This is a genomic window from Escherichia sp. E4742, assembly GCF_005843885.1.
Lineage (GTDB): Bacteria > Pseudomonadota > Gammaproteobacteria > Enterobacterales > Enterobacteriaceae > Escherichia.
The window spans coordinates 4692106-4706738 of the sequence record NZ_CP040443.1 but is presented as its reverse complement, the minus strand read 5'-3'; the positions used below and the strand labels follow the sequence as shown (position 1 = coordinate 4706738).

Genomic DNA, 14633 nt, shown 5'->3' with positions numbered 1-14633 from the left:
TTTTTCAGGCGTGCAATCGATGGTGCAAACGTGTACCCACTATAATCGCGACCACCAGCATCGACGCAATAAAAGCGCCAACGCCGTTCCAACCGTAGGTATGCCAGAAGACCCCACCTAATGTTCCGGCAATACTTGACCCCAGGTAGTAACTGAACAGATACAGCGAGGAAGCCTGGCCTTTGGCGCGTTTAGCACGGGGGCCAATCCAGCTGCTGGCGACCGAGTGAGCAGCAAAGAATCCGGCGGAGAAGAGCAACATCCCGGCAAAAATCAGCCATATCGAACTGAACAATGTCATTAACAGGCCAACAAGCATGACACCTGTCGAAGACAGCATCACCGGACCGCGTCCGAAGCGGGTGGTCATGGTTCCGGCTTTTGGTGAACTCCAGGTACCGGTCAAATAGGCCAGCGATAATAGACCCACCACCGCCTGGCTGATATGCCAGGGGGAAAGCATCAAGCGATAGCCAATATAATTAAACAGGGTGACGAATGAGCCCATCAGCAAAAAACCTTCTGCGAATAATAAAGGCAATCCCTGGTCGCGCCAGTGCAGACGGAAGTTGATAAACAATGTTTTAGGGCGTAGTGAGGAAGGGCGGAAATGGCGAGATTCAGGAAGAATTTTCCAGAACATTAACGCCGAGGCCAGTGCGAAACAGCCAATCGCTGCCAGTGCAATTCGCCAGCTGAAGAAATCGGTGAAGACACCGCTAATTAAGCGTCCGCTCATGCCGCCAATCGAGTTACCGCTGATGTACAACCCCATCGAAAAGGCGACAAAACTCGGGTGGATCTCTTCGCTAAGGTAGGTCATGCCCACCGCAGCCACGCCGCTTAATGAAAGGCCAATCAAGGCGCGCATCACCAAAATTCCGTGCCAGCTGGTCATCATCGTCGAAAGTAACGTGCAGATGGAGGCCAATAACAGCGCCGTAACCATCACTGGCTTGCGACCAATGGCATCGGAAAGCGGGCCAGTAAACAGCAATCCGATAGCCAACATTGCCGTTGAAATTGACAGTGAAATACTACTGTTTGCGGGTGTTAAGCCAAACTCTTGCGAAAGAACCGGAAGGATAGGTTGCACACAATAGAGAAGTGCGAAGGTTGCCAGTCCGGCAGAAAAAAGCGCCAGGGTCACGCGCATAAATTGCGGCGTACCGCGTTTGATGAACAGGTTTGGCTGGGAAACGTTTTGCTTGTCAGTGGCGCTTGCCGGATCGCCATCAACAGTTGTGGTACGACTCACTTGAAATCCTTACTAAATATGCGCGTTGTGTTAGCTCAGGAATAGAGTAGGAAAATCGAATTGTTATGTCTAATATATTAATAGTCTCAAATAATATGTATTAAATATGAATATCGAATTGCGTCACCTACGTTACTTCATCGCCGTTGCAGAAGAATTGCATTTTGGTCGTGCTGCTGCGCGCCTGAATATTTCTCAACCGCCACTAAGCCAACAGATTCAGGCGTTGGAGCAACAAATTGGCGCGCGCCTGCTGGCCAGGACCAATCGAAGCGTCGCGCTCACCGCTGCAGGCAAACAATTTCTTGCCGATAGTCGTCAAATTCTTTCTTTGGTGGACGATGCCGCAGCGCGAGCAGAACGACTGCATCAGGGGGAGGCGGGAGAGTTACGCATTGGTTTTACCTCATCGGCGCCATTCATTCGCGCAGTGTCAGATACCTTATCGTTATTTCGCCGCGAATTTCCTGATGTCCATTTGCAGACGCGCGAGATGAATACCCGCGAGCAAATTGCGCCCCTTATCGAAGGGACGCTCGATATGGGACTGTTACGCAATACTTTGCTGCCGGAGACGTTGAACCATGCGGTAATTGTGCATGAACCGCTTATGGCGATGATTCCGCACGATCATCCGTTAGCCGGTAAATCTGTAGTTACGTTGGCGGAACTGGCAAAAGAGCCGTTTGTTTTCTTTGACCCTCACGTCGGGACAGGGCTTTATGATGACATTCTGGGCCTGATGCGACGCTACAATCTTACACCGGTTATTACCCAGGAAGTGGGCGAGGCGATGACCATCATTGGCCTTGTGTCTGCCGGTTTAGGCGTTTCGATTTTGCCCGCCTCATTTAAGCGTGTTCAGCTTAATGAAATGCGTTGGATACCTATTGCTGAAGAAGATGCGGTTTCTGAAATGTGGTTGGTCTGGCCGACGCATCATGAACAAAGTCCGGCAGCGCGAAACTTTCGTATTCAGCTGCTGAATGCTCTCAGGTGAGGTAAAATTCAGCTAAAAAACCCGAAAAGTGTGCTGTTAATCACATGGCTAAGTAAAAATTTGACGGCACGCATTGAAGTGTTTCACCATAGCCTACAGATTATTTCGGAGCGCGAAAATATAGGGAGTATAAGGTGGTTGCTGAAAACCAGCCTGGACATATTGATCAAATAAAGCAGACCAACGCGGGTGCTGTTTATCGCCTGATTGATCAGCTTGGTCCTATTTCGCGTATCGACCTTTCCCGCATGGCGCAACTGGCTCCCGCCAGTATCACCAAAATTGTCCGCGAAATGTTAGAAGCGCACCTGGTGCAAGAGTTAGAAATTAAAGAAGGGGGAAACCGTGGCCGCCCTGCGGTGGGGTTGGTGGTGGAAACAGAAGCCTGGCATTATCTTTCTCTGCGCATCAGTCGTGGTTTAATTTTTCTTGCCCTGCGTGATTTAAGCAGCAAGCTGGTGGTGGAAGAGACACTGGAGCTGGCGCTTCAGGATGAATTGCCTTTGCTGGAACGTATCATTGCGCATATTGATCAGTTTTTTATCCGCCATCAGAAAAAACTCGAACGCCTGACATCCATCGCCATTACTTTACCGGGAATTATTGATACGGAAAATGGTATTGTGCACCGGATGCCGTTTTACGAGGATGTGAAAGAGATGCCGCTCGGCGAAGCGCTGGAGAAGCACACAGGTGTACCGGTTTTCATTCAGCATGATATTAGTGCATGGACGATGGCCGAGGCATTATTTGGAGCCTCTCGCGGTGCGCGCGATGTGATTCAGGTGGTAATTGATCACAATGTTGGCGCGGGCGTGATTACCGACGGTCACTTGTTACATGCCGGAAGCAGTAGCCTGGTAGAAATTGGTCATACCCAGGTGGATCCGTATGGTAAACGCTGTTATTGCGGTAACCACGGTTGTCTGGAAACCATCGCCAGTGTGGACAGCATCCTCGAACTGGCGCAATTACGCCTTAATCAGTCAATGAGTTCGATGTTGCACGGGCAGCCTTTGAGCGTGGATTCATTATGCCATGCGGCGTTGCAGGGTGACTTGCTGGCAAAGGATATTATCACTGGCGTAGGCGCGCATGTTGGGCGCATTCTGGCCATCATGGTGAATTTATTTAACCCACAAAAAATACTGATTGGCTCGCCGTTAAGCAAAGCGGCAAATATTCTGTTCCCTGTGATTTCTGACAGCATCCGCCAGCAGGCGCTTCCAGCATACAGCCAGCATATTAGCGTTGAGAGCACTCAGTTCACCAATCAGGGGACAATGGCAGGGGCCGCGCTGGTAAAAGATGCGCTATATAATGGATCTTTGCTGATTCGTCTGTTGCAGGGTTAACATTTTTTAACTGTTCTACCAAAATTTGCGCTATCTCAAATTGAGTGCAGAAAGCATAACTTAGACTTTCCACGTTGAATTATTTTCCTGGCTTATATTAGTGAAGCATAACGGTGGAGTTAGTGATGCTGAAGCGTTTCTTTATAACAGGTACAGACACTTCTGTAGGGAAAACGGTGGTTTCCCGCGCATTGCTACAAGCGTTAGCCTCCCAGGGAAAAACGGTTGCGGGATACAAACCCGTAGCGAAGGGGAGCAAAGAGACACCTGAGGGGCTGCGTAATAAAGATGCCCTGGTGTTGCAGAGTGTTTCATCAATTGAACTGCCTTATGAAGCAGTCAATCCCATTGCGTTAAGCGAAGAAGAAAGTAGCGTGGCGCACAGTTGTCCAATCAATTACACGCTCATTTCAAATGGTCTGGCTAACCTGACTGACAAAGTTGATCATGTTGTCGTTGAGGGGACTGGCGGATGGCGCAGCCTGATGAATGATCTGCGTCCGCTCTCTGAATGGGTGGTCCAGGAGCAGCTACCGGTGTTGATGGTGGTGGGCATTCAGGAAGGCTGTATTAACCATGCGCTTCTGACAGCACAAGCGATTGCGAACGACGGTCTGCCGCTCATTGGCTGGGTGGCTAATCGTATTAACCCCGGGTTAGCGCATTATGCTGAAATCATTGATGTGCTGGGTAAAAAACTCCCGGCACCGCTCATTGGTGAACTGCCTTATCTGCCCCGGGCTGAACAGCGAGAACTGGGTCAATACATCCGCTTAGCCATGCTGCGTAGTGTGCTGTCGGTAGATAGAGTCAGGGTGTAAGGTCCGCGACATTACCGATGCGATCACGCAGGCAATCAATAAACCGGGGAGTAGCTGATACTCCCCGGTCATTTCACATATCATCAATGTCGACATAATTGGCGCATGCGTGGTCGCAGCCAGCAGTGTTGCCATTCCTGTTAGTCCGAGTAAAAGCGTCATTTCTTCGCCGCCTGGAAGCCATAACCCCAGGCTACGTCCATACAGCATGCCAATTGCAAGCCCGATAAATAGCGTTGGCGTAAACACGCCGCCAGGCGCGCCGGAACCGCTACTGGCCAGCACGGCAAAAAGTTTGCAGATGAAGATCGCAGCAATGACCGTAAACAGTGGTGGGGTGGTTAAAAAGGATTGCACCGTACTATAACCATTGCCCCATACGGCAGGCGTGAGCAGGGAAAGCAGGCCGACGATCAACCCCCCTAACGCCAACTGCCAGGGCGGCGTCAGTTTTAGGTGAACAAAACCTTGATGACTGGCGCTCATCATTTTCAACAGTAATGGTCCGCAAAGACCAGCCAGCACGCCGGTACTGATAATTAGCGCATAGTCCCGCACATGCAGCGTCACCTCGAGCTGAACGCTGTAGAGCAATGCATCGCTGTGATTAATAAGATTGCTGACAAGTAATGCCACCACGGCTGAAATCACCACTGGGCCAAGAGAGGCAAGCATCATGGTGCCAAACAGCACTTCGGCAATAAATAAACTCCCGGCAAGCGGTGCGCGATAGGCTGCAGCCATGCCTGCCGCAGCACCGCAGGCAATCCATAATTTCCACTCTTCACGCGGCGTAAAACGTTGGGCAAACCAGGATGCAGCAAGAGCCGCCAGCAGAATCATCGCGCCTTCACGGCCAATTGCGCTACCGCTTGTCACCACCAGCAGAGAGGCAAGTGATTTTACCAGGCTTGCTGCGTAATCGAACTGCCCCTCGCTCTGCAACGCTTCCATATAATCGGTCGGCGCACGGGGTCGTTGCTGCGTAACTCTCTGCCAGCCCATGAGTAATAAACCTGCCGCCAGACCGCCGAGCGCAGGAGTTAACAAGCGTCGCCACGGAGAAAGGTTTGTCGCAGCATTGACCAGACTCCCGGAATCATTGCTCAGGAATGACCACTCCAGTAACAGCATGGCATGACGGAATCCGGCAACGGCAAACGCCGCGAGAATACCGATTATCGTTGCGATAAGCAGACGACGAAACATGGTGCGCAGATCCGGGTAAAGGTGTAGATGATGCATGAGTAGGAATGGCAATTTAAACACGGGCATCTATTTTGCGGGAAAAGATGTCAGGCGCAAAAGCTGTACGTGCTTTAAGTGGGGAAATGGTGTGACACTGTAACTTATTTTATATGGGATGGCGCGCTAATGTCGCCATCCGGTAATGCTACGGGAACCTTAACGAAACAGTGGCTTAGCTGCGACGGGAATCAGCAATTGTGACTGCCACTCAGCCAGCGTTAAGCGAGCCAGTTCACCAAGTGTGCGGTAAAAAGGGTGTTCTGCTTTTTCGATAAACACCTCGAGAAAGCGCGTCGACCAAGGTAAAAGATGCCACGCCAGCAACTCTTCGCACTCAGTCTGACGACCACTCTCCGCCAGCCAGGCCGCCATCAGTAGCAAGGAACCAAAATGATCTTCAGGCTCGTTTTGCTTCATCTCAAACTGAATGCCTTTTTCGCGCATCCATTGACGAAGTGCCAACGTTGAATCGCCAAACAGTACCGATTCACGATCCAACCAGACCGATCCCCACGGCGGGGACGGCAACGCCCACGGGCCAACGAATAAACGCTGCCAGGCCTGCGTACGCGACTCTTCACTCTGTTGCTGAAAAGCCGTTACCAGCGGTACTAAAGACATTTGCGGTAGAGGCCACTGAGTTTCCCAGCCATCGTTGGTCATTGCAGAAACCAGAGGCGCGGCTTCCTCGCTTTCTGGGGCGTAATAAAACAGCGCCCCCAGCACACGCGCCGCGACAGAAAAATTATCTTGTTGTGAAAAATGCGTCATTCCTATCATCCTGAAACGTGCGGCTTACCCCGCACCAAGTTGTTAACCTGCGACGGCCATTCCGACCGTCATGTGCAGGCCATAAAATCGCGCTCGCCCGATCATCTCACCGCCCGGTTTGAGAGTTAACCCTAACACAAGCACGTTGCAGAATGTAGACCTGATAAGACGCGCCAGCGTCCATCATACTTTTTACTGCGGTTCGGCAGGCGCGCCATCCTGAGTCGGTTGTGCAGGGGCAGAATTGTTACCGCTGGTGGTGCGGTTATAGAGAATTTTATGCGTATCATTGGCACAATGGCCAACCACCCTGGTGTCAGGCTGATCGACCTGATCATTCGGCACAATACTTAAAGTAAAGCTACTTTCTGGCACACCGTTATTGATAATACGCTGTGAAATATCGCTCTTTATCCGTTCACAAGAATCTGGCGCGGCCAGCACGGCAGGTGAGGCAATTGTGAGCAGTAGTGCGGCGCAATAAGTTGAGATTTTCATCATTGGCTCCTTAAATGAATATTACTAACTAAGCATAGCATTTCGCGTGTAAAGTACTGTATTTACTACTATGATTGATAATAATCTCTACTGTCTGGTGACTAAAGTGAATTTCAAATTACTGCCATGTTTGCTCGCGATAATGCTTACAGGATGCGATCGCGCAGAAGTGACGTTTTCTTTTACGCCAGAGATGGCCAGCTTCTCTAATGAATTTGATTTCGATCCGCTGCGTGGTCCGGTTAAAGATTTCACCCAGACATTAATGAATGAACAAGGGGAAGTGACGAAACGTGTTTCAGGCAGCTTATCGGAAGAAGGTTGCTTCGATTCGCTTGAATTATTGGATCTGGAAAATAATACCGTGGTTGCCTTAGTGCTGGATGCGAATTATTACCGTGACGCGCAGACACTGGAGAAAAAAGTACGTTTACAGGGTAAATGTCAGTTAGCAGAATTACCTTCCGCCGGAGTGAGTTGGGAAACCGATGATAATGGCTTTGTAGTTAAAGCCAGCAGTAAACAGATGAAGGTGGATTATAGGTATGATGAACAGGGCTATCCGCTGGGTAAAACCACAGTAAGCAACGATAAAACGTTATCAGTCACGGCAACACCGTCAAATGATCCAATCAAAAAGCTCGATTACACGGCGGTTACTTTACTGAATAATCAACAAGTTGGTAATGTTAAGCAAAGCTGTGAATATGACAGTCACGCCAATCCGGTGGACTGCCAATTGATCATTGTTGATGAAGCGGAAAAACCCGCCGTCGAACGGGTTTACACTATCAAAAATACCATTGATTATTATTAACGCTATTGCGCGGTCGGCTTCAGCATCGCCTGACCCGGCGTTTTATGTTCCGCCAGATACTGATGCTGGAATATACACATGCGAATGGCATTGCGATATTGACCATTAATAAAGAATTCATGCATCAGTTCACCTTCGACCGTAAAGCCGAGCTTACGGTAAATGTGAATCGCTTTTTCATTTTCTTTATCTACAATCAGATACAGCTTATAGAGATTAAGAACAGTGAAGCCATAATCCATTGCTAATTTCGCTGCGCGTGTTGCCAGACCTTTACCCTGGTATTCCGGGGAGATGATTATCTGAAATTCTGCGCGGCGGTGGACATGGTTAATTTCAACCAGTTCCACCAGACCCGCTTTTTCACCATCGCACTCCACCACGAAACGGCGCTCACTCTGATCGTGAATATGTTTATCGTACAGATCAGAGAGTTCAACAAAGGCTTCGTAGGGTTCCTCAAACCAGTAACGCATCACACTGGCGTTATTGTCGAGTTGATGCACATAGCGTAAATCTTCACGCTCCAGCGGACGTAGCTTAACACTGTGGGCGCTTGTCATAACGTGTCCTTACATTCCTTATATCAATAACAGGTTAGGGGGTAATTACGCGGCCAGTACGACGGTCCAGGCAACGTAAAGTATTCGGTTCCCAGTAGGCATTAATGTTGGCACTTTGTTCGCATTTATCGCGGCTATCGAATGCGGCGTCAACCTTATCCCATTCTTTCTCGGTGCGTTTATTGACTTTTTGACGCAGATTGCGAGTTTCATTCCATTGCTCTTTTTGCATTGTCGCCTGTTGGCGACTCTGTGCGCTGTCGCCAGACTCAATCACCAGTTTATTGGTTTCTGCATGAGTAGTTGCGCTAAATGCCAGTGCGCAAGGTAGCAGAAAAGCGAGCAGTCCGAGCCGTTTGCAGAAAGTAATATTCATGATTCATTCCTTACATGAATGTTTAAAGGGGAGTTTACACGATCCACTGCGAACGCAAAACGTACCAGAAGGATGTATAGGGTGATGATATTATGTCGAGCCATAAATATACATGATGTCAATGAGTGACAAAGATGATTAAAACAACGTTACTGTTTTTTGCTACCGCCTTGTGTGAAATTGTCGGATGCTTCCTGCCCTGGCTATGGCTTAAACGGAACGCCAGCGTATGGTTGCTGGTTCCGGCGGGGATTTCCCTGGCGCTTTTCGTCTGGCTGTTAACATTGCATCCGGCGGCCAGTGGGCGAGTGTATGCAGCTTATGGTGGCGTTTATGTTTGCACGGCGCTGCTGTGGCTGCGGGTTGTGGATGGCGTAAAACTCAGTCTCTACGACTGGACTGGAGCATTGGTCGCGCTATGTGGGATGTTGATTATTGTTGCTGGCTGGGGACGAGCTTGATTTTGTCGGGAATGATCAATGTCTTTTATTATTAATAAGATATGCTCTACCCGGTGTCCAGGATAACAGCAAAGTCTGGCTTTTTTTAGATTTATTCACGGCGCTAATACGCTCTTTTTTTTGTGATCACGCTTCCCTTTTCCAATATTTATACTTGTATGGTAGTAGCTCAGTTGCGTAGATTTCATGCATCTCGACAAGCGATGCAAGGAATCGAACATGAAGATCGTAAGGGCTGAAGTTTTTGTTACCTGTCCGGGGCGTAATTTCGTCACCTTAAAAATCACCACCGAAGACGGTATTACCGGTCTTGGCGATGCCACACTGAATGGACGCGAGCTTTCCGTTGCGTCTTATCTGCAGGATCACCTTTGTCCGCAGCTTATAGGCCGCGATGCTCACCGTATCGAAGATATCTGGCAGTTTTTCTATAAAGGGGCGTACTGGCGTCGCGGTCCAGTCACCATGTCGGCCATTTCGGCTGTGGATATGGCTCTGTGGGACATTAAAGCCAAAGCCGCCAACATGCCGCTTTATCAGTTACTGGGTGGCGCGTCTCGCGAAGGGGTTATGGTTTATTGTCACACAACCGGTCACTCCATTGATGAGGCACTGGATGATTATGCTCGTCATCAGGAGCTGGGGTTCAAAGCCATCCGCGTACAGTGCGGCATTCCAGGCATGAAGACCACCTATGGCATGTCCAAAGGCAAAGGGCTGGCTTATGAACCTGCGACAAAAGGGCAGTGGCCGGAGGAGCAGTTGTGGTCGACGGAAAAATATCTCGACTTCATGCCAAAACTGTTCGACGCGGTACGTAACAAGTTTGGTTTTGATGAACATCTGCTGCATGACATGCACCATCGCTTAACGCCTATTGAAGCGGCGCGCTTTGGTAAAAGCATTGAAGATTATCGCATGTTCTGGATGGAAGACCCGACGCCTGCGGAAAACCAGGAGTGTTTCCGCCTCATTCGCCAACACACCGTCACGCCAATTGCAGTGGGTGAAGTCTTCAATAGCATTTGGGACTGCAAACAACTGATCGAAGAACAACTCATCGACTATATCCGCACTACGCTGACTCATGCGGGCGGCATCACCGGTATGCGTCGGATCGCTGATTTCGCATCCCTGTATCAGGTACGCACTGGCTCACACGGTCCTTCTGATTTGTCGCCTGTCTGCATGGCTGCGGCGCTGCACTTTGATCTGTGGGTGCCGAATTTCGGTGTTCAGGAATATATGGGCTATTCAGAACAAATGCTCGAAGTCTTCCCGCATAACTGGACTTTCGATAATGGCTATATGCATCCGGGCGACAAACCGGGTCTTGGCATCGAGTTTGATGAAAAGCTGGCAGCAAAATACCCCTACGAACCCGCTTATCTGCCAGTCGCACGTCTGGAAGATGGCACGCTGTGGAACTGGTAAGGAGAAAAATAATGAAAAGCATTTTAATTGAAAAACCAAATCAACTGGCAATTATCGAACGTGAAATACCCAACCCGTCTGCGGGTGAAGTACGGGTAAAAGTGAAACTGGCCGGGATTTGCGGCTCTGATAGCCATATTTATCGCGGTCATAATCCGTTTGCAAAATATCCGCGCGTCATTGGCCACGAATTTTTTGGCGTGATTGATGCCGTCGGCGAAGGTATTGAAAACAGCCGGGTAGGTGAACGTGTTGCGGTAGATCCGGTAGTGAGCTGTGGGCATTGCTATCCGTGCTCAATTGGTAAACCGAATGTTTGTACAACGCTGGCTGTATTAGGTGTTCACGCTGACGGTGGTTTTAGTGAATATGCTGTTGTTCCGGCAAAAAATGCGTGGAAAATCCCCGATGCAGTGGCAGACAAATTTGCGGTAATGATCGAGCCCTTTACCATTGCGGCGAACGTTACCGGACACGGTAAACCTACTGAAGATGACACCGTGCTGGTTTATGGCGCAGGTCCGATTGGCCTGACTATTGTTCAGGTATTAAAGGGGGTTTATAACGTCAAAAACGTGATTGTTGCCGATCGCATTGATGAACGACTGGAAAAAGCGAAAGAGAGCGGGGCGGATTGGGCGATTAATAATGGTCAGACTCCGCTTGGTGAAATATTCGCTGAAAAAGGAATCAAGCCAACATTAATTATTGATGCTGCTTGTCATCCTTCAATTTTGAAAGAAGCTGTTACGTTGGCTTCTCCAGCTGCACGTATTGTGTTAATGGGCTTCTCCAGTGAACCGTCTGAAGTCATTCAGCAGGGAATTACCGGAAAAGAACTTTCTATTTTCTCCTCTCGGTTAAATGCCAACAAATTCCCGGTCGTGATCGACTGGTTAAGCAAAGGGTTAATTAAACCTGAAAAATTAATTACCCATACGTTTGATTTTAAGCATGTTGCTGATGCCATAAGTTTATTTGAACAGGATCAAAAACATTGCTGCAAAGTCTTACTCACTTTTTCTGAATAATACCAATAACAGCGAGTAAGTAGTACGCATCTTACCTCTTATTTAGAGATATCCATTATGACAATAGAAAAACACGAAAGAAGCACTAAGGATTTGGTGAAAGCAGCAGTGTCGGGATGGCTGGGGACTGCGCTTGAATTCATGGATTTTCAGCTATATTCGCTCGGCGCAGCGTTAGTGTTTCATGAAATATTTTTCCCGGAATCATCAACCGCAATGGCGTTAATTCTGGCAATGGGGACCTACGGTGCAGGCTATGTGGCACGTATTGTCGGAGCATTTATTTTCGGCAAAATGGGCGACAGAATAGGGCGTAAAAAAGTACTCTTTATTACCATCACCATGATGGGGATCTGTACCACCCTAATTGGCGTGTTGCCGACCTATGCGCAGATTGGTGTTTTTGCGCCAATCTTGCTGGTGACGCTGCGTATTGTTCAGGGGTTGGGAGCTGGCGCGGAAATTTCTGGTGCAGGTACTATGCTTGCTGAATATGCACCGAAAGGAAAGCGCGGAATTATCTCCTCGTTCGTCGCGATGGGAACGAACTGCGGAACCTTGAGCGCAACAGCAATCTGGGCCTTTATGTTCTTTATTCTCAGTAAAGAAGAACTGCTGGCATGGGGATGGCGTATACCGTTCCTGGCGAGTGTGGTAGTGATGGTCTTTGCTATCTGGCTGCGTATGAACCTGAAAGAAAGCCCGGTCTTTGAGAAGGTTAATGACAGTCAGCAGCCTGCGCCAAAAGCTGTGCCTTCTGGTAGTATGTTCCAGAGCAAATCTTTTTGGCTGGCAACGGGTCTTCGTTTTGGACAGGCAGGAAACTCCGGCCTGATTCAAACATTCCTTGCAGGTTATTTAGTACAGACGTTGCTGTTTAATAAAGCGATTCCGACAGACGCCTTAATGATCAGCTCAATTATCGGCTTTATGACTATTCCATTCCTGGGATGGTTGTCCGATAAAATTGGTCGTCGTATTCCCTACATTATTATGAATACTTCAGCCATTGTGCTGGCGTGGCCAATGCTGTCCATTATCGTCGATAAAAGCTATGCCCCGAGCACCATTATGGTTGCGTTGATTGTGATTCATAACTGTGCGGTGTTGGGATTATTTGCCCTGGAAAACATTACCATGGCAGAGATGTTCGGCTGTAAAAACCGCTTTACCCGGATGGCAATTTCTAAAGAAATTGGTGGTCTTATTGCCTCCGGTTTCGGTCCTATCCTGGCGGGCATTTTCTGCACCATGACTGAGTCCTGGTATCCGATTGCGATAATGATTATGGCTTATTCTGTTATCGGTTTAATCTCCGCGCTGAAAATGCCAGAAGTTAAAGACCGCGATTTGAGTGCGCTGGAAGATGCGGCAGAAGATCAACCGCGCGTTGTAAGAGCTACGCAACCTTCAACAAGTCTGTAAATCCAGAATCCCTTCTCCTGGTGAGGAGGGATTTTTTATTCATATAACAAACCATTCAGCTTGCCATATTGAAATTAAAGGAATTGTCATGGGAAATAATTTGTTATCAGCAAAAGCGACACTCCCTGTTTATGATCGTAATAACCTGGCGCCCAAAATTGTTCATTTAGGTTTTGGCGCATTTCATCGCGCGCATCAGGGCGTGTATGCCGATATCCTGGCTGCCCAGCATCACAGCGATTGGGGCTACTATGAAGTGAACCTGATTGGCGGTGAACAGCAAATCGCCGATCTTAAACAGCAAGATAATCTCTTTACCGTTGCGGAAATGTCGGCCGATGCCTGGACCGCTCGTGTAGTGGGGGTAGTGAAAAAAGCGTTGCACGTGCAAATAGACGGTTTGGAAGCTGTGCTTGCTGCCATGTGCGAACCGCAAATTGCAATTGTTTCTCTGACTATTACAGAGAAAGGCTATTTTCACTCTCCGGCGACCGGGCAGTTAATGCTGGATCACCCGATGATCGTTGACGATCTAAACAATCCCCACCAGCCGAAAACGGCAGCAGGGGTTATTGTGGAGGCGCTGGCCCGGCGCAAGGCCGCAGGCTTACCGGCATTTACGGTAATGTCGTGCGACAATATGCCGGAAAATGGTCATGTAATGCGTGACGTTGTCACTTCTTACGCGCATGCAGTCGATACAGAACTGGCGCAATGGATTGTCGAAAATGTGACTTTTCCTTCGACAATGGTTGATCGCATTGTTCCGGCGGTGACGGCAGAAACGCTGAATAAAATTGAGCAGCTTACCGGCGTGCGCGATCCAGCAGGTGTAGCCTGTGAACCGTTCCGTCAGTGGGTTATTGAAGATAACTTTGTTGCCGGACGTCCAGAATGGCAAAAAGCAGGTGCTGAACTGGTCAGCGATGTGCTGCCTTATGAAGAGATGAAACTGCGTATGCTCAATGGCAGCCACTCATTCCTGGCGTATCTGGGCTATCTGGCCGGATATCAGCATATTAACGACTGCATGGAAGATGAAAATTATCGCCGTGCGGCACATGCCTTGATGTTGCAGGAACAGGCGCCGACGCTGAAAGTGCAGGGCGTGGATCTGCAAAATTATGCGGATCGACTGATTGAACGCTACAGTAATCCAGCGTTACGCCATCGAACCTGGCAGATTGCGATGGATGGCAGTCAGAAACTCCCACAGCGTATGCTGGATTCCATTCGCTGGCATCTGAAACAGGGCTGCGCGTTCGATCTGTTGGCGCTTGGCGTTGCTGGTTGGATGCGATATGTCGGCGGTGTTGATGAGCAGGGTAATCCTATCGAAATTAGTGACCCGTTATTACCGGTCATTCAGGAGGCCGTGCAAAGTAGTGCAGAAGGGCAAGTGCGCGTGCAGTCCTTGATGGCGATTAATGCGATATTTGGTGATGATTTGCCGAAAAATGCGTTGTTTACTGCAAAGGTGACGGAAGCGTATTTGTCTTTATTAGCGCATGGTGCGAAAGCGACCGTGGCGAAATATGCGGTGAAGTGATAAGTGACAGCAATGCCGCCATCGGC

Annotated in this window: 15 protein-coding genes and 1 pseudogene; 9 read left to right on the top strand and 7 right to left on the bottom strand. The window is 49.0% G+C overall.

The window, feature by feature from the left end; translation table 11 throughout:
- Positions 1 to 4 precede the first annotated feature (4 nt).
- Positions 5 to 1258 carry an MFS transporter gene (locus tag FEM44_RS22895; protein ID WP_135522392.1) on the bottom strand — a complete coding sequence of 418 codons (1254 nt, stop codon included), beginning with the start codon at positions 1256 to 1258 and terminating at the stop codon, positions 5 to 7.
- Positions 1259 to 1364: 106 nt separating this feature from the next.
- Here FEM44_RS22895 and FEM44_RS22890 point away from each other — a divergent pair, with 106 nt between their 5' ends.
- The 3 genes from FEM44_RS22890 to bioD all read left to right on the top strand — a co-directional run bounded on the left by FEM44_RS22890 (position 1365) and on the right by bioD (position 4434).
- Positions 1365 to 2258, top strand: a complete 894-nt coding sequence (locus tag FEM44_RS22890; RefSeq protein WP_130209297.1) for a LysR family transcriptional regulator — start codon at positions 1365 to 1367, stop codon at positions 2256 to 2258.
- Positions 2259 to 2392: 134 nt separating this feature from the next.
- Positions 2393 to 3613 (top strand): sugar metabolism global transcriptional regulator Mlc, encoded by a 1221-nt coding sequence (mlc, locus tag FEM44_RS22885; protein ID WP_135522393.1) that lies wholly within the window; start codon positions 2393 to 2395, stop codon positions 3611 to 3613.
- 125 nt (positions 3614 to 3738) lie between these two features.
- The gene (gene bioD / locus FEM44_RS22880) at positions 3739 to 4434 is read left to right on the top strand and encodes a dethiobiotin synthase (protein ID WP_130209293.1); all 696 of its coding nucleotides are present in this window, start codon (positions 3739 to 3741) and stop codon (positions 4432 to 4434) included.
- Here the strand turns inward: bioD and clcB are convergent.
- From clcB to FEM44_RS22860, 4 genes and pseudogenes are all read right to left on the bottom strand, one after another.
- Positions 4387 to 5679, bottom strand: coding sequence for a voltage-gated ClC-type chloride channel ClcB (gene clcB, locus FEM44_RS22875; RefSeq protein ID WP_135522394.1), 1293 nt, complete (start codon positions 5677 to 5679; stop codon positions 4387 to 4389). The two genes, bioD and clcB, sit on opposite strands and share 48 nt — an antisense overlap.
- Before the next feature lie 159 nt (positions 5680 to 5838).
- Complete coding sequence (gene dmsD, locus FEM44_RS22870) at positions 5839 to 6453, bottom strand: Tat proofreading chaperone DmsD (RefSeq protein WP_135522395.1); 615 nt, start codon at positions 6451 to 6453, stop codon at positions 5839 to 5841.
- Between the two features lie 42 nt (positions 6454 to 6495).
- Positions 6496 to 6594, bottom strand: a pseudogene (locus tag FEM44_RS22865) (dimethylsulfoxide reductase); the annotation flags it as partial.
- A 51-nt stretch (positions 6595 to 6645) separates the two neighbouring features.
- Positions 6646 to 6951, bottom strand: a complete 306-nt coding sequence (locus FEM44_RS22860; protein ID WP_135405926.1) for a DUF1161 domain-containing protein — start codon at positions 6949 to 6951, stop codon at positions 6646 to 6648.
- Positions 6952 to 7057: 106 nt separating this feature from the next.
- Between FEM44_RS22860 and FEM44_RS22855 the strand changes: the two genes are divergently transcribed.
- Positions 7058 to 7768: a YnfC family lipoprotein gene (locus FEM44_RS22855; protein WP_135522608.1), complete on the top strand. Its 711-nt coding sequence runs from the start codon at positions 7058 to 7060 to the stop codon at positions 7766 to 7768.
- Positions 7769 to 7770: 2 nt separating this feature from the next.
- Here FEM44_RS22855 and speG read toward each other — a convergent pair whose 3' ends face one another.
- Both speG and FEM44_RS22845 read right to left on the bottom strand, forming a co-directional pair.
- Positions 7771 to 8331, bottom strand: a complete 561-nt coding sequence (gene speG / locus FEM44_RS22850) for a spermidine N1-acetyltransferase (RefSeq protein WP_064529978.1) — start codon at positions 8329 to 8331, stop codon at positions 7771 to 7773.
- Positions 8332 to 8365: 34 nt separating this feature from the next.
- Positions 8366 to 8707 (bottom strand): DUF1283 family protein, encoded by a 342-nt coding sequence (locus FEM44_RS22845; protein WP_130219077.1) that lies wholly within the window; start codon positions 8705 to 8707, stop codon positions 8366 to 8368.
- A gap of 134 nt (positions 8708 to 8841) precedes the next feature.
- On the opposite strand from FEM44_RS22845, the gene FEM44_RS22840 reads away from it, so the two are divergent.
- The 5 genes from FEM44_RS22840 (at position 8842) to FEM44_RS22820 (ending at position 14607) form a co-directional block, all read left to right on the top strand.
- Positions 8842 to 9168, top strand: a complete 327-nt coding sequence (locus FEM44_RS22840; RefSeq protein WP_064529976.1) for a YnfA family protein — start codon at positions 8842 to 8844, stop codon at positions 9166 to 9168.
- A gap of 219 nt (positions 9169 to 9387) precedes the next feature.
- Positions 9388 to 10602, top strand: a complete 1215-nt coding sequence (gene rspA / locus FEM44_RS22835) for a starvation-sensing protein RspA (RefSeq protein WP_064529975.1) — start codon at positions 9388 to 9390, stop codon at positions 10600 to 10602.
- Positions 10603 to 10613: 11 nt separating this feature from the next.
- On the top strand, positions 10614 to 11633 hold the full coding sequence (locus FEM44_RS22830; RefSeq protein ID WP_135522396.1) for a Zn-dependent oxidoreductase: 1020 nt from the start codon (positions 10614 to 10616) through the stop codon (positions 11631 to 11633).
- A gap of 57 nt (positions 11634 to 11690) precedes the next feature.
- Positions 11691 to 13058 (top strand): MHS family MFS transporter YdfJ, encoded by a 1368-nt coding sequence (gene ydfJ / locus FEM44_RS22825; RefSeq protein WP_135522397.1) that lies wholly within the window; start codon positions 11691 to 11693, stop codon positions 13056 to 13058.
- Positions 13059 to 13146: 88 nt separating this feature from the next.
- Positions 13147 to 14607, top strand: coding sequence for a mannitol dehydrogenase family protein (locus FEM44_RS22820; RefSeq protein WP_135522398.1), 1461 nt, complete (start codon positions 13147 to 13149; stop codon positions 14605 to 14607).
- The last annotated feature ends 26 nt before the right edge of the window (positions 14608 to 14633 follow it).

Coding starts and splice junctions, on each gene's coding strand:
- FEM44_RS22890 (WP_130209297.1), top strand. CDS start 1,365: ATGAATATCGAATTGCGTCACCTACGTTACTTCATCGCCGTTGCAGAA.
- bioD (WP_130209293.1), top strand. CDS start 3,739: ATGCTGAAGCGTTTCTTTATAACAGGTACAGACACTTCTGTAGGGAAA.
- clcB (WP_135522394.1), bottom strand. CDS start 5,679: ATGCATCATCTACACCTTTACCCGGATCTGCGCACCATGTTTCGTCGT.
- dmsD (WP_135522395.1), bottom strand. CDS start 6,453: ATGACGCATTTTTCACAACAAGATAATTTTTCTGTCGCGGCGCGTGTG.
- FEM44_RS22860 (WP_135405926.1), bottom strand. CDS start 6,951: ATGAAAATCTCAACTTATTGCGCCGCACTACTGCTCACAATTGCCTCA.
- speG (WP_064529978.1), bottom strand. CDS start 8,331: ATGACAAGCGCCCACAGTGTTAAGCTACGTCCGCTGGAGCGTGAAGAT.
- FEM44_RS22845 (WP_130219077.1), bottom strand. CDS start 8,707: ATGAATATTACTTTCTGCAAACGGCTCGGACTGCTCGCTTTTCTGCTA.
- FEM44_RS22840 (WP_064529976.1), top strand. CDS start 8,842: ATGATTAAAACAACGTTACTGTTTTTTGCTACCGCCTTGTGTGAAATT.
- rspA (WP_064529975.1), top strand. CDS start 9,388: ATGAAGATCGTAAGGGCTGAAGTTTTTGTTACCTGTCCGGGGCGTAAT.
- FEM44_RS22830 (WP_135522396.1), top strand. CDS start 10,614: ATGAAAAGCATTTTAATTGAAAAACCAAATCAACTGGCAATTATCGAA.
- ydfJ (WP_135522397.1), top strand. CDS start 11,691: ATGACAATAGAAAAACACGAAAGAAGCACTAAGGATTTGGTGAAAGCA.
- FEM44_RS22820 (WP_135522398.1), top strand. CDS start 13,147: ATGGGAAATAATTTGTTATCAGCAAAAGCGACACTCCCTGTTTATGAT.